At 29.2% G+C, this 13,946-nt stretch carries 13 protein-coding genes, 2 tRNA genes and 1 other annotated feature; of the genes, 12 read left to right on the top strand and 3 right to left on the bottom strand.

Translation table 11 applies throughout. The features are described from left to right. Window positions 1-619: 619 nt before the first annotated feature. The 5 genes from ACQRD5_RS12270 to ACQRD5_RS12290 all read left to right on the top strand — a co-directional run bounded on the left by ACQRD5_RS12270 (window position 620) and on the right by ACQRD5_RS12290 (window position 5,104). A complete protein-coding gene (locus ACQRD5_RS12270; RefSeq protein WP_291626422.1) occupies window positions 620-1,213 on the top strand; it encodes a cohesin domain-containing protein in 594 nt (197 codons plus the stop codon). 44 nt (window positions 1,214-1,257) lie between these two features. Continuing rightward, window positions 1,258-1,683: a hypothetical protein gene (locus ACQRD5_RS12275; protein WP_291626421.1), complete on the top strand. Its 426-nt coding sequence runs from the start codon at window positions 1,258-1,260 to the stop codon at window positions 1,681-1,683. Between the two features lie 12 nt (window positions 1,684-1,695). Then, the gene (locus tag ACQRD5_RS12280) at window positions 1,696-2,448 is read left to right on the top strand and encodes a hypothetical protein (RefSeq protein WP_291626420.1); all 753 of its coding nucleotides are present in this window, start codon (window positions 1,696-1,698) and stop codon (window positions 2,446-2,448) included. Window positions 2,449-2,516: 68 nt separating this feature from the next. Next, entirely contained in the window at window positions 2,517-2,873 is a 357-nt protein-coding gene (locus ACQRD5_RS12285) for a hypothetical protein (RefSeq protein WP_291626419.1), read from the top strand. 293 nt (window positions 2,874-3,166) lie between these two features. Further along, window positions 3,167-5,104 (top strand): CAP domain-containing protein, encoded by a 1,938-nt coding sequence (locus tag ACQRD5_RS12290; RefSeq protein WP_367244119.1) that lies wholly within the window; start codon window positions 3,167-3,169, stop codon window positions 5,102-5,104. A 324-nt stretch (window positions 5,105-5,428) separates the two neighbouring features. On the opposite strand, the gene thrS is transcribed toward ACQRD5_RS12290, so the two are convergent. Together thrS and ACQRD5_RS12300 are read right to left on the bottom strand one after the other, a co-directional pair. Further along, on the bottom strand, window positions 5,429-7,366 hold the full coding sequence (gene thrS, locus ACQRD5_RS12295; RefSeq protein WP_427746871.1) for a threonine--tRNA ligase: 1,938 nt from the start codon (window positions 7,364-7,366) through the stop codon (window positions 5,429-5,431). A gap of 56 nt (window positions 7,367-7,422) precedes the next feature. Continuing rightward, window positions 7,423-7,643 (bottom strand) — a binding site (T-box leader). Window positions 7,644-7,750: 107 nt separating this feature from the next. After that, window positions 7,751-8,161, bottom strand: coding sequence for an HNH endonuclease signature motif containing protein (locus tag ACQRD5_RS12300; protein WP_374044441.1), 411 nt, complete (start codon window positions 8,159-8,161; stop codon window positions 7,751-7,753). 246 nt (window positions 8,162-8,407) lie between these two features. On the opposite strand from ACQRD5_RS12300, the gene ACQRD5_RS12305 reads away from it, so the two are divergent. The 3 genes from ACQRD5_RS12305 to ACQRD5_RS12315 all read left to right on the top strand — a co-directional run bounded on the left by ACQRD5_RS12305 (window position 8,408) and on the right by ACQRD5_RS12315 (window position 9,301). After that, window positions 8,408-9,082, top strand: a complete 675-nt coding sequence (locus ACQRD5_RS12305; protein ID WP_291626416.1) for a hypothetical protein — start codon at window positions 8,408-8,410, stop codon at window positions 9,080-9,082. Between the two features lie 64 nt (window positions 9,083-9,146). Further along, window positions 9,147-9,220: transfer RNA gene (locus tag ACQRD5_RS12310), tRNA-Gly, on the top strand. Window positions 9,221-9,225: 5 nt separating this feature from the next. Then, window positions 9,226-9,301: transfer RNA gene (locus ACQRD5_RS12315), tRNA-Lys, on the top strand. A gap of 389 nt (window positions 9,302-9,690) precedes the next feature. Here the strand turns inward: ACQRD5_RS12315 and ispF are convergent. Beyond that, window positions 9,691-10,161: a 2-C-methyl-D-erythritol 2,4-cyclodiphosphate synthase gene (gene ispF / locus ACQRD5_RS12320; protein WP_291626415.1), complete on the bottom strand. Its 471-nt coding sequence runs from the start codon at window positions 10,159-10,161 to the stop codon at window positions 9,691-9,693. A gap of 374 nt (window positions 10,162-10,535) precedes the next feature. On the opposite strand from ispF, the gene ACQRD5_RS12325 reads away from it, so the two are divergent. From ACQRD5_RS12325 to ACQRD5_RS12340, 4 genes are all read left to right on the top strand, one after another. Then, window positions 10,536-11,126, top strand: a complete 591-nt coding sequence (locus tag ACQRD5_RS12325; protein ID WP_291626414.1) for a class D sortase — start codon at window positions 10,536-10,538, stop codon at window positions 11,124-11,126. A 13-nt stretch (window positions 11,127-11,139) separates the two neighbouring features. After that, on the top strand, window positions 11,140-12,141 hold the full coding sequence (locus ACQRD5_RS12330) for an anti-sigma factor domain-containing protein (protein WP_291626413.1): 1,002 nt from the start codon (window positions 11,140-11,142) through the stop codon (window positions 12,139-12,141). A 15-nt stretch (window positions 12,142-12,156) separates the two neighbouring features. Beyond that, window positions 12,157-12,930 (top strand): 23S rRNA pseudouridine(2604) synthase RluF, encoded by a 774-nt coding sequence (gene rluF, locus ACQRD5_RS12335; protein ID WP_291626412.1) that lies wholly within the window; start codon window positions 12,157-12,159, stop codon window positions 12,928-12,930. Between the two features lie 309 nt (window positions 12,931-13,239). Beyond that, on the top strand, window positions 13,240-13,935 hold the full coding sequence (locus ACQRD5_RS12340) for a DUF3298 and DUF4163 domain-containing protein (protein ID WP_427746872.1): 696 nt from the start codon (window positions 13,240-13,242) through the stop codon (window positions 13,933-13,935). Window positions 13,936-13,946 lie beyond the last annotated feature (11 nt).

Below are 13,946 nucleotides of genomic sequence, written 5' to 3' on the forward strand. Positions count from 1 at the left end.
TTACATTGTGACATAGTACCGTCTCACTAACTGTTAATAGGTGATTTAGTAATACCTTAATTAACAATTAATTCTAATAATGTCATACATGATTTATGCAAGTCAACTAGCATATTTATGTATTATTCATATGTAAACACATCCGCTAGTATTTTACCTAGCCAAGAGAGGGTGTGTATTATATTTTATATTAACATAAAGATGATATTTGAGAACATGAAATAATTGTAACTACAAGGTTTTTATAAAATGATTAAAGGAAGGATACTTAAATAAAGCAATAAGAAAATAAAGTAATAAAAGATATTTAAAAGTAGCATAATAGTAAAAATTTTGTATATTTTTAAGAAAAAAAATTTCCACTTATACCTAAATTTATACAAAATTATATTGAATATTTATAAAGGCTTTTGTATAATAATTTTCGTGATTTAGGAAAATGACGTGATTTAGGAGAATGAGTTAATCATAGAATATATCACTTTATTTTATAGATAATGACTAAAATCAATAGAGTGAGATGCCTTTCATTAGACACATTGAAAAAAATATATCATCTAATTTATAGGCAAAAGCTAAATGTACTGATGTAGGTATTGACAGAAGAAAGGATGAAGCTATGAGAAAAATTAAATTTGGCTTTATCTGCATTCTTGCTTTTATTATCCTAAGCTTATCCGGTATGAGGGTATACGCAGCATCGGGAATAAAAGCCATTCTGGAGAATGATAAGACAGAATTAACGAGTGGGGATGAAGTTGTAGTTACTCTAAGATTTGACAATTATGAAGAAATCAATAAAGGAGTCAATGCCTATAAGGCAACTTTAGAGTATGATAAAAGTATATTTGAGGAAGTATTAGAAAGTGATTTTCAGACACTGAACAACTGGGAGCAACTCAAATTTAATAAAGACACAGGTGAGTTTGTAGCTATCAAAAGGGTAGGAAGTAAGACCCCAGAGGAAATAGTGAAGATTACATTGAGGGTTAAAGAGAATGCTCAGGCTGGAAAAGAAGATATTCTTATCAAAGATATTGTTACTTCTGAGGGAAAAGAAGATATCATGGTAGGTGAATCAAAAATCACTGTTGATATAATACAGGATCAATCAAATCAGGTATTTATTCCTGGAGATCAGAATTCTTCTAACAATGTGGACAATGAGAACAATTCATTGAATCCTGATAACTCAATAGTGATGGAAGTATAACTGTAACAGATTTAACCCTTTTAGTAAGGAAAGTTGAAAAAAACTTGAATTATGAAGTTGTCTTATTTGATGTAGGGCAAGATAATTATTATCCATATAAGAATGAGGAAGTAAATCTAATTTTCTTAGGTGATGTCAGTTATAATGCAATAATTGAAAAAGTAATAATCAATAATAATGAATATCAAGTTAAGAAAGTAGAAAATAGTAATATTTATACTGTAAATGTTGGTAATAACAATACATCAGGTATAAAAGAATATCATTTTACAGAAGTATTACTAAATAATGGGAAAATAATATATGTAGATTATACAATAAAGCTTGATGTATTAAAGGATGTTCCAAGTATAGAAGGTTATACTGTAAATGAAGATATTAATGAGTCAAAGGTATATATTTCTTTCTACTTGAAAGACCATGATAATAGTATTGAATCAGCAAATATAGAAATTTTAAATGAGAGCTAACAGCTGATACAAATGAATGATATATCAGCAGGTAAAAATGAAATTGAAGTAGTGCTAGAATATGGTAAAAAATATACTGTTAATTTTGCTATTTGTTATGATTTAGATACTAATCAGTTGATAGAACATGATGAGAAGCATACAGGTATGCTGCTTGAAACAAAAGAATTAGAGCTTGTAATTGATTATCAGTGGCAGATATCAGATATTGCTGCATATAAAAATGGATTACAAACAAATACATTTGATAAAAATGAACCAATTCAGTTAAGATTCAATAGCTCAAATGCAACAAGCTTTGCCCCATCCTTTGCAGTAGTGAATGGAAAGGAGTATCCAGTTACAAAAGAAAATCAACAATATGTGGTAACTGTTGATGGTATAGATCAGGCAGGCAAAACTGATATAAATCTAGAAGAAGTGGTGCTATCAAACGGAAAGAGATTTCCATTAACTCAAGATAATATCATTCCTGTAACAATATTAAAACAAAAACTTGAGGTTGCAGATATTGATATTAAGGAAGATGTGGAAAATGGCAGACTTATAGCTAGATTTGATTTAATTGATGAAGATAATGCTTTAAAATCAGCAACTATCGTTTTATTAGATGAAAATAATCAAGAAATTGCTATAAAGGAAGTTAATGCAGGAAAATTAGTGAAAAGACAGGAGGTTATATTAAGAACTGTTATGTACAGGGTGAACTTGCCAGTGAAGGAGAAGACAGTGGTGGTATTATTGCTATTGCACATGGTAATGTAACAATTGAAAATGTAATATCAAACATTCATGGTCAAAATGGAGCAAAACAATATGTAGCAACCAATGGATTGTTTATTGGTAAGATGGATGCAACAACAGTGATTAAAAACTCTGCCTCACTTGGTTCACAAACAAGAACTGGAGTAATTAATAAATTTGTTGGAACAGTAGAAGATATAAGCACAATTCAAAATTGTTATGAAGACAGTTCAATAAATGGAACTCCAAATGATAATGGAATAAATATAAAAGGGATAGATAAAGGACAATTAAAAGATAAAAACTTCTATGTAAGTACCTTAGGCTTCGATGAAACAATTTGGAAATTAGATGACATAGTAGAAAGGTACTATACAGAAAGTGTAAGAGCACATGGACAGACTCCAGAATCTTTCTCAAGAATGCTTTTCTTTGGATTAAAATAGTTAGTCTATAAAAGCCTAACAAAAGATTTTTTAGAAAGTACTTTAGAAGTACTTTCTAAAGTCTAAAGAAAAAGGAAGGGATTTGTTTTGTGCAAACTATTAGGGACTATAAACACTACTACTTTATAATACGAGGTGGTGGTTAAACCAACTCTATCTCTAAAGATATTATAATATAGATTTAATAGTCTACAAAATAATGAGTTTATAGATATTTCCTAACAAAAATCTAAATAACAGAAAATGTAGTAATGCTATCTTAACTACATTACACGAGGAGGAATAGATTATATATGAGAAAAAGAAAAATTACAAAAGCAATAATAAGTGGTATAGCACTATCTTTAGTATTATCTTTTATGCCTGTTAATAAGGTACAAGGTGCGGATTCCACATTTGTTCATGTATATCCGGACGAAAGAACCTTTGAACAAATTAATGAATATTTTGCTACTCACCCATTTGATACAAATATGAAAGACGAGTACGACATAGTACCTGATATTGGTAACAAGGCTATAAACGACCAAATAAAAGCCGGAACTATTAACATAAAAACAGACAAGGATAAAAGAGAACAGCTTATTGGTAAGCTTAGCGACAAAACAATTGACAATGCTCTAAACGCCATAAACTCTGTTAGATACGTAGCTGGAGCAAGAGAAATGAAAATCGATGAGGAGAAAATGATGGTAGCACAAGCGGGAGCTGCTCTTAGCGATTATTTAGGCGTAACTACCCACTACTTACCAAAGGATAAGGCTTTAGCGGCAGGCATTGCTGAGCCTGTGTTTAATTTAGCCAATCAAGGAACAAATAGTTCAAATATTGTACAAGGAGGAGGTGTTGCTGGAAAAATCGTAAACAGCTTTATGCCTGATCCTGGAAACGATGGAACAGGACTTGGACATAGAAAACTAATTTTGACTACAGCTAACAGAACAACAGGATTTGGAGCTTCAAGATATTCACAGAATCCAAATGTATTACAATATGCTATGGGTAATTATCTCCCAGAACATACAGGAGTTATGTGGCCTGCTAGAAAACAACCTGTAGACATCTTTAACACAAATAGTTCTCAAAACCCATGGAGCTTTGTAGTGCTTTCTCAAATTAAGGTTAAAGAATCAGAATTAAAAGTTACATTAGAATGTAACGGAGAGATAGAAGAAATATTACCTGGGCAAAAGGTAGGAAATTTAGGGAAGCTTCTTTATAAAAACGGAATGATAATTTTTAGACCTGCTAAACAATATAATCCGGGAGATAAAGTAAAGGTTACTATAGAAGGAATTTATGAAAACAATAACCAGGATATAAAGGCTCCTGCTACATACGATGTACACTTCTTTGAGATAGGTACAGTTCCTTACTCAAATATAACTGTAAATAGTGCTACTAGATCCGATGAAACTAACGCAAGTATTAGTCTTACATCTGACGGTGCTGGAGTGTTAAAATACTTAATAGTAAACGAAGGGGATAGTGAACCTACTATTGATGAGATATTAAATGGAGAAGAGGTACTACTTAGTGAAGGAGATAATTCCCTGAATTTAGATAGCTTACAAGGGGATAGTGCAAAAAAGATTTACTACGTAACACTAAGCAGCACAGGAATAAACAAGCCTTCTAGTGAAGTTACTGCAAGTGGCGAATTAAGTAGCATAAAGGCTCTAGATATAGCAGAATACGAACCTATAATATATGACATACTAGAAGGAAAAGAAGGTGAAGTATATAAGGGCGATGACGCAGGATACAAAGTAAGATGCATCGGAGAATTCCATAAGTTCACAGATATACTAATAGACGGACAATTAGTAGATAAAAATAATTACACAGCAGTTAGCGGAAGTACGATCGTAACACTTAACAAAGATTACATAGATACTCTTAGCCTTGGAAAGCATGACATCACATTTAAGTTCACAGACGGAGAAGGCTCAACTTTCTTTAATGTACTTGAACGAAAAGAGAATGCAGGTGGTGGCACAGATACAGATAAGGAAGAGAACGTAGGCGGTGGCACAAATACAGATAAGGAAGAGAACGCAGGCGGTGGCACAAATTCTAATGTATCTCAAAATACCACAAATTCTGAAAACTCAAACAAAGTAAACACAGACGATGCTAATAATGCAATTCTTTGGATAATCTTAGCAATTTCTGCTGCAAGTACTTTAGGCATACTGCTTGTAGCAAAAAGACGTAAAAGCTTCAGCTAAACTGAAGTAGGTTAAACCAAAAGAAATAACGACCATACAAGAGTAAAAATGCTCCTGTGTGGTCGTTTTCTTATGCTCAAGTATTGAATTGGTAGGTGAGCTTTATTTATGTAATTCTCTATACTTATCAATAAGTGAAGCTACAAGGCGAAACCGCATTTTATAAGGCGGTACTGCCAAACAAGAAAAGCCGATAAACCTTGAAAAATAAGGATATATCGTCAATTTAAGAACTTATGTGGAGATATGGGAAAAGGTGTACTCTTTTTAAGGTATAAAAAAAGATGGGAAATCCCATCTTTTTTATCTTAAAGTACTTTTCTATTATTTTTCTTTGTTAGCTATTTCTAGTATTAATCTATTCTTTAATTCAGAAACTGGAATTGCTCCTTCTTCTCCATTCTTTCTGCTTCTTACAGAAACCTCATTGTTAGCAGCTTCCTTTTCACCAACAACTAGGATGTAAGGAATTCTTTCAAGTCTAGCTTCTCTAATTTTGTAACCTATCTTTTCAGCTCTATAGTCTCCCTCAATTCTGATTCCTGCATTTTTAAAATCTTTAACTATTGATTCAGCATAGTCATTATATTTATCAGAAATAGGAAGAACTATTGCTTGAGTTGGTGATAACCAAGTTGGGAATGCACCAGCATATTTTTCAATAAGCATAGCTAAAGTTCTTTCATAACATCCAATTGAAGATCTGTGAATTATATAAGGACGTTTCTTATTACCATCTTTATCTATATAAGTCATATCAAATCTTTCTGCTAAAGCAAAGTCAATTTGAATAGTTATTATTGTATCTTCTTTTCCATGAACATTCTTGAATTGAATATCAAGCTTTGGTCCGTAGAATGCAGCTTCGCCTTCAGCTTCTACATAATTAATTTCAAGGTGATCTAAGATACCTTTCATTAATACTTGAGTTTCTTCCCAAGCTTCTGGATTATTTATATATTTTTCAGTATTGTTTGGATCCCATTTAGAGAATCTATATGAAATATCTCCATCAATACCTAAAGTACTCATTATGTGTTTTATTAACTCAAGAGAACCTTTGAATTCTTCTTCAACTTGGTCTGGTCTACATACTATATGTCCATCAGCTAAAGTGAATTGTCTAACTCTTATTAGACCATGCATTTCCCCTGAAGACTCATTTCTAAATAAAGTAGAAGTTTCAGAATATCTTATTGGTAATTCTCTATAAGAATGTTGTTCAGAATTATATATTGTATATTGGAATGGGCAAGTCATTGGTCTTAAAGCCATAACTTCTGCATCCTTTTCTTCATCTCCTAAAACAAACATACCATCTTTGTAGTGATCCCAGTGACCAGAAACTTTATATAAATCACTTTTAGCCATATATGGAGTCTTTGTAAATACATAGCCTCTCTTTTCTTCTTCGTCTTCAACCCATCTTTGAAGAAGTTGAACTATTTTAGCACCCTTAGGCATTAATAGAGGTAGACCTTGACCTACTTTTTCATCAGTAGTGAATAATTTAAGTTCTCTTCCTAGCTTATTATGATCTCTTTTTTTAGCTTCTTCTAAAGCTTCTAAATGAGCATCTAAGTCTGCTTTCTTTAAGAATGCAGTTCCGTAAATTCTTGAAAGCATCTTATTTTTTTCATCACCCTTCCAGTAAGCACCTGCGCTTCTAAGAAGTTTAATAGCCTTAATTGATTTTAATGACATTACGTGAGGACCAGCACATAAGTCAACAAAGTCTCCCATTTTATAGAAGGAAATAACTTCATCTTCCCCTAAGTCATTTATTAATTCAACCTTATATGGTTCATTAGCATCTTCCATTAACTTTATAGCCTCTGCTCTTGGTAATTCAAATCTTTCAATTGAAGGATTTTCTTTTATTATTTTTCTCATTTCATCTTCAATTTTAACTAAATCTTCAGCAGAAAAAGAATTTTCTACATCGAAGTCATAGTAGAAACCATCAGTAATTGCAGGTCCAATAGCTAATTTTGCTTCTGGATATAATCTTTTAACAGCATAGGCTAATACGTGAGATATACTATGTCTTACTGCATCCTTTCCTTCTTGAGAATCAAATGTACAAATTGCAAGGTCAGAATCTTCATTTACTGCGTAGCGTAAATCAACAACCTTCCCATTAACTATTCCACAGTAAGCATTTCTAGCTAAGCCTTCGCTTATTGATTTAGCTATATCAAGTACTGAAATTCCAGCTTCAAATTCTTTTACAGATCCATCTTTTAAAGTAATTTTAATCATTTCTTATATTCTCCCTTCGCATTTTTAAAAATAAAAAACTCTCGTCCCTTCATAATAGAAGGGACGAGAGTGATAAAATTCTATATTTCCCGCGGTTCCACCCTTAATTGCCTAAAGATATAAATAGGCCTCTTAAGATATCGTAACGTGATATTAAACGGGCTTTATTAGAGCCGCTCAGAGGTGGTCTTCAACTAAATTCAAATAAGATAATTTCACCAAACTTATCTCTCTCTGAAAATGAAAAGTAGTTTACTCTTCTCTTCAACGCATTAAATATTTATTTTTTATTATAATTATTTATTATATCAATGTCAACATAAAGAAATAGTATTTTAGAAAAATATGATATTTCTTTTAATTAATTGAATATAAAATAGTATTTTAGCCAATATTAATATTATGGTAAAGACGTTCTAACTCTATTTCTTGAAGTATATTATAGGAGTATAGTTTACCACCCATGAGGTTTGCAATTATTTCCTCTTTAGAATAACCTTCTTTATAAAGCTTTAAGTTTTTTACTAGCTTTTTTAATAAAGAATTTGTTATTTCTAAAAGTCCATAAAGTTCTTTAGCTGTATAGTAATCCTTCGGTAAAAGCTTAAAAAGCTTTTTTTGCATTTCAAGCTTATATTTAATATCAGTTTCTATGCAGTTATGGGGTCCAATTTTGCCTCTATGGTGGTAGTTACATAGATATTTATAATTTAACTTAATATCGTAACCACCTTCGTGTTTATGAACTATATGATGTATATCCGCTTTAGCTCCACAAATTTCACAGTGGTACAAAGTCATGCCTCCTTTAAATAACTTTATATCTCTTTACATATATTATATAATTTTTTTAAAAAATAATCTAGATTATTAAGAATTTTATAAAAATTAACATATTATGAACAAAGTGAATTTTTAAGTTTTTAAAGTGTTTAATGTTACTTTGTTATATTCTGAAAAATTACTTGAAAATGAGTTAAAATATACTATATACTATATTTATAGTATATTATATTTCGAAATTGAAAGAAAGGTGATACTGTGAGACATAATTATGATTCTTTTGATTATTGGGAAGAATTAATTAATGAAAATAAGACTATTAGAGGTCATATGTTTATGGATAGACTTCCAGATAGTAGAAGCATATATATTCATAGTTTAATATTTTCAAAAAATAATGGTCTTAGTAATATTTGGTCATACTTTCCTAATGAGAAGACTTTATTAGGATACATTCAATACTCATTTTTACAAGAAGCTTTTTATAAATGGATTTACGGAAAAGAAAGAGTAATAATTAATATACCTAATATTCCAGTGGAAAGAATAATTTCTGATGGTGAAAAAAATAAAAAAATATCAAAAGAAGAAGCAAATAATATGAGAAGACATGTAGATATGATTAGAAGCTTCTGGAATTTGCCAAATGATAAGTTAATAAAATCACTAAAAAGATTCTGTAGAGATTTTAATAGAACATGGTATGGTGATAACAAAGAATTTTTATATTTAAAGATATTTGATAATCCAAAAGAGTTAGGAGAATTCGTTGTTAATTCAAGCTATATAACTACTACTGAGGAAGATTTCATAGAAAGAACAGGAATAAGCTTGGTAGAATGGAGAAAAATTTGTGAAAATGCAGATGAAAACAAGAGGAATGGTGAGAAATTTAGAGATATTTTACTAAAATCTTTAACTGAAATTATATAAATTTATAAAGTTATTATTGACAGTAATAGTTATGGCATATATAATGTTATTGTCAATAAGATATGCGGGTGTAGCTCAATGGTAGAGCCCTTGCCTTCCAAGCAAGTTACGTGAGTTCGATTCTCATCACCCGCTCCATATATGCGTTATTAGCTCAGTTGGTAGAGCACCTGACTCTTAATCAGGGTGTCCCGGGTTCGATCCCCTGATAACGCACCAATAATGAGGGATTAATTTGTTTTAATCTCTCTTTTTGTTTATATTAAAAAATAGAAGCTCAACACTCTAAGGAGCATAACTTATGTTCTTAAGAGATTTAGCTGCCATTTATACTTTTTCAAGAATGATATTTTAATTTTATCCATATATTGTGGGGATTTGTGCTATAATAGCAATATATATTCTTTGGAGAAAAAAATAAGGCTATTGTAAAATTAAAATATATAACCAAAAGAGAGCTATGGCACAAAAAGATTGCCATAGCTCTTCTTAATTCATCATTTCATGCTGATTTTACTTCAGCAAAGAGGCTTTTCATCTTTTTATTTTTTAGTGAAAAAACTCCAAAAGGAGTTTTCACCTCAATTCTACATTTTACAGTCTATAGTTTACATTGTAAGTAGGCATATGCTTTGTGAAGATATTCCTTCTCCACTTCCTGTAAATCCTAATCCTTCTTCAGTTGTTGCTTTTACATTAATTTTCATTACATCAATATTTAAAGCTTTTGCTATGTTTTCACGCATTTCTTTTATATAAGGAGCCATTTTAGGTTTTTGGGCAATTATAGTAGAATCTATATTATTAATTAAATAACCATTTTCATTTAATAGTTTACCAACTTCTTCAAGAAGCTTTATGCTAGATATACCTTTAAACTTTATATCAGTATCTGGGAAAAGAGTTCCAATATCGCCAAGAGCAGAAGCTCCAAGTAAGGAATCTATAATTGCATGAAGTAAAACATCAGCATCTGAATGACCAAGCAAGCCTTTTTCGAAGGGGATGTTAACTCCACCAATTATTAAGTCTCTTCCTTCAACAAGACGATGTACATCATATCCTAATCCTATTCTCATCTGTATACCTCCAAGATTATTATTAAGACCATTTTACTCTATAGGAAATTATAATATCAAGGATTTATATAAAACTTATGAAGTTAATTAAGACTTATAATACTTTTTTATAAGGATGAAGCTTAATTAGTAACGAAGGATTTTTAGTATTGGCATGGTTAAATTTAATTAAGTTGCTAAAAAGATTCTTTATATTTATTTTAATTTTATAAATTAATAGTAAAGGTTTAGAAGATATTTTCTTTCGTTTAAAAATAAAGTCAACATAAATAATTTTTCTATTCATAAGTTACTCCTAAAAGATTAATGATTATAGATGTTTATGTTATAATATATGATAAATGAATATAAAAGTTTATCAGGAGTTGGATTATTTGAAAGAAAAGATTAGAAGAATAATAGGATTAATTTTAATAGTAGTTGGTATATCTATTATTGTGTCTATAGTTTACAAGAAAATAGATACATCAAAAAAACAAAAAGAACTTCAAAATATATTAGAAGAAGTTATAAATGAAGAGCCTAAAGAAATATCTACAGAAGAAGAAGAAAAATTAATAAATGGATATAAGCCTATTGCTTTGATGGAAATCCCGAGTATAAGTTTGTCTCAAGGAATAGTGGAAGGTATTAGTGATGATATTCTTCAATATTATTTAGGACACTTTGAAGGCTCAGCAAAGCCAGGTGAAAAGGGAAACTTTTCTGTTGCCGGTCATAGAGTTTCAGATTATTCTGAGGCCTTTGTTAATTTATATAAGGTAGAAATAGGAGATGAAATATTAATTAAGGCAAATAAAAAGGAATATGTGTATGAAGTAACTGATAATTTTATAGTATCCCCTGATAATGTGGAGGTTTTGGATAATACAGATGAAGCTACAATAACATTAGTTACTTGTACTGTAGGGGCAAAGGAAAGAGTTATAGTAAAAGGGAATTTGATAAAAAGTAACGATATGTAAGGTGGGGAGAGTAGTGATAACAGGTATCTTTCAATATGATAAATATAAATTTTCAACAAAGTCTCCAGCAAATTTAACTTTAGATGATATAGTTGAAAATCGAGAAGAGGAAATAATTAGATTAAAAGAAGAACTATTAACTTATAAGATACTAATTAAGGATTTAATTCATGATGAGCCTTCATATATAATTAGAAATAAAATATTGAATATTGCATACTTTATAATAGAAGATGTTGAATTATTTGAGTATTTAAATACTACTAAAAAATTTCCTATTAATAGACTTCTGAAAAGAACCCCTATAGATAAGGAGTTTTATCAAAGCTGGAAGGAATATATAGTAACCTTTGTTGTTATATTAGCAAATCCTAATTATAAATATTTGCAAGAGTATTTACAAATAGAAGAAGCTTCTGAAGTACCTAGTTCAGAGGAAATTATTCAGCTTAATAATGAAGATGAACATAGAGGAATTATACTTTCTAAGGGTATAAATTATTCTATTATTTTAACTTCTAAGGGGGAATTTATTAAAGTTAAATCCAAAAAGGAAAATAGAGTGGGAGAAGATTTTATTAGTAAAGAAAGCTTTACTTTTAAAAAATATAAGCTTCAAATTTCAATAATTGCAAGTATAGTAGTAATAATATTTATTGTAGGTATATTACAATATAGATCAATAGATAAGACTATTTCCATAGAGACAACATCTTTAATAACTTTAGAAGTTAATAGATTTGATAAGATAATTGATGCGTATAGTCAAACAGAAAAAGGAAATAATTTGTTAGATAAATTAAAAGTAAATAATACCAATGTAGATGATTCTATAAAAGAAATATTAGGATATGCTAATAATAATGATATGGTTCCTAAAACAGGAATTGTAATTACCGTAACAGGTAAGCCACTTAAATATAATGCTTTAGAAAAAACAGAAAAATTTATTAAGGAAAAAGGACTTCAAGTTAAATTGAACAATTCAGGTGATGAGCACAAAGTAAGTCCATAATATAAAGGTGATAATATGAATCAACATAATAAAGAATACATTATAGTACATAAAGAAAGAGGATCGCAAGTAAGGTTAAATAAATTTATAAGTGAAACTGGATATTGTTCTAGAAGAGAAGCAGATAAGCTTATAGAAGAGGGCAGAGTAACCATTGATGGCCTAAAGGCTGTAATGGGAATGAAGGTAAATATAAATGCTAATGTAAGAGTTGATGGTAAATCTTTAAAAAAAGAAGATAAACTAGTGTATATAGCCTTAAATAAACCTATTGGAATAACTTGCACTACAGAGAAAAAGGTAAGAGGAAATATAGTTGATTTTGTAAATCATGAAAAAAGAATTTTCCCTATAGGTAGATTAGATAAAGATTCACAAGGATTAATTTTATTAACTAATGATGGAGATATAGTAAATAAAATATTAAGAGCTGGCAATAATCATGAAAAAGAATATATAGTAACTGTAGATAAACCTATAGATACTAAGTTTATAGACTCTATGTCTAACGGTGTTAAAATATTAGGAACTATAACAAAAAAATGTATAGTGAATAAGATAAATGAGAGAACCTTTAGGATTATACTAACACAAGGTATGAATAGGCAAATAAGGAGAATGTGTGAAGCCTTAGGATATAATGTGACTAAATTAAATAGAATAAGAATAATGAATATAAAATTAGGTAATTTAAAGATAGGTAGCTGGAGAAATTTATCTTCAGAAGAACTTAAAAAATTAAATTCATTAATAAGTACTTCTATAAAAACTAAAGAAGCTGATGAATAAATTTATATTATATATTAAGATCAAAGTTGAAATTAACACTTTGGTCTTTTTATTTTTGAAGTTATCCACAATTTTGATTAAATAATTTAAATGGAGAATTAAAGTGAAGATATAAGGTATTTTTATAAAAAATTACAGTTAAATTATGTATGTTTCACACATTATCCACATTAGTATGTGGATAATGTGTGAAAAATATGTTGAAATCTATCAAATAATTATCAACAATATTGTAGATAATAAGATAAGGCAATAAATTAGATTTTTGAAAAAATTCAAAATAATTATATGTAATTAGGAGTAATATTTATGAAGAAAGTATTTATGGTATTAATAATTGGGGTATTATTTTTTAAAACTTGGATTATTTATCCACAGTCTATGTTGATAAATAATGAGAATAATTATGTAAAAAAAATAAATCTTGTGGATAAGGTTATAAAGGAAAAAACTAACTTTATAAATATTGATGTAAAAATACCTCAAATAGTTGGATTAAATAATGAAGATAAAGAAAAAGATATCAACAAAGAAATTTTAGATTGGACTAATATGTGGATAAAAGAAACAAAGGATACAAGTGAAGATTTAAAACCTACTATACCATACGAATTGATGGCTAGATATACATTAACTAATAATGAAGAGATATTAAGTTTTTATATAGATTACTATCAATTTAGTGGTGGTGCTCATGGAATAACAACTAGAAATACATATAATATTGATAGCAAAACAGGAAATAAATTAATGTTAAGAGATTTATTCAAGGAAGGATATGATTATAAGACTTATATTAATACTGAGATATTAAAACAAATAAGCAAGCATCCAGAGTACTATTTTATAGCTAAGGAAGGTTTTAATGGAATAAAGGAAAATCAAAGCTTTTACATTAAAGATAATAAAATTATAATACATTTTCCATATTATGAAATAGCTCCATATGTTACAGGAATGCCAGAATTCGAAATTAATTATAATATAAAAGATAAAAATTTATAAAAGTTATCCAC

The organism is Clostridium sp. SGI.024, from assembly GCF_050315195.1.
Taxonomy (GTDB): domain Bacteria; phylum Bacillota; class Clostridia; order Clostridiales; family Clostridiaceae; genus Clostridium.

Excerpts from the sequence above, each read along its gene's own strand:
- ACQRD5_RS12270 (WP_291626422.1), top strand. The coding sequence starts at position 620 with ATGAGAAAAATTAAATTTGGCTTTATCTGCATTCTTGCTTTTATTATC.
- ACQRD5_RS12280 (WP_291626420.1), top strand. The coding sequence starts at position 1,696 with ATGAATGATATATCAGCAGGTAAAAATGAAATTGAAGTAGTGCTAGAA.
- ACQRD5_RS12290 (WP_367244119.1), top strand. The coding sequence starts at position 3,167 with ATGAGAAAAAGAAAAATTACAAAAGCAATAATAAGTGGTATAGCACTA.
- thrS (WP_427746871.1), bottom strand. The coding sequence starts at position 7,366 with ATGATTAAAATTACTTTAAAAGATGGATCTGTAAAAGAATTTGAAGCT.
- ispF (WP_291626415.1), bottom strand. The coding sequence starts at position 10,161 with ATGAGAATAGGATTAGGATATGATGTACATCGTCTTGTTGAAGGAAGA.
- rluF (WP_291626412.1), top strand. The coding sequence starts at position 12,157 with ATGAATCAACATAATAAAGAATACATTATAGTACATAAAGAAAGAGGA.
- ACQRD5_RS12340 (WP_427746872.1), top strand. The coding sequence starts at position 13,240 with ATGAAGAAAGTATTTATGGTATTAATAATTGGGGTATTATTTTTTAAA.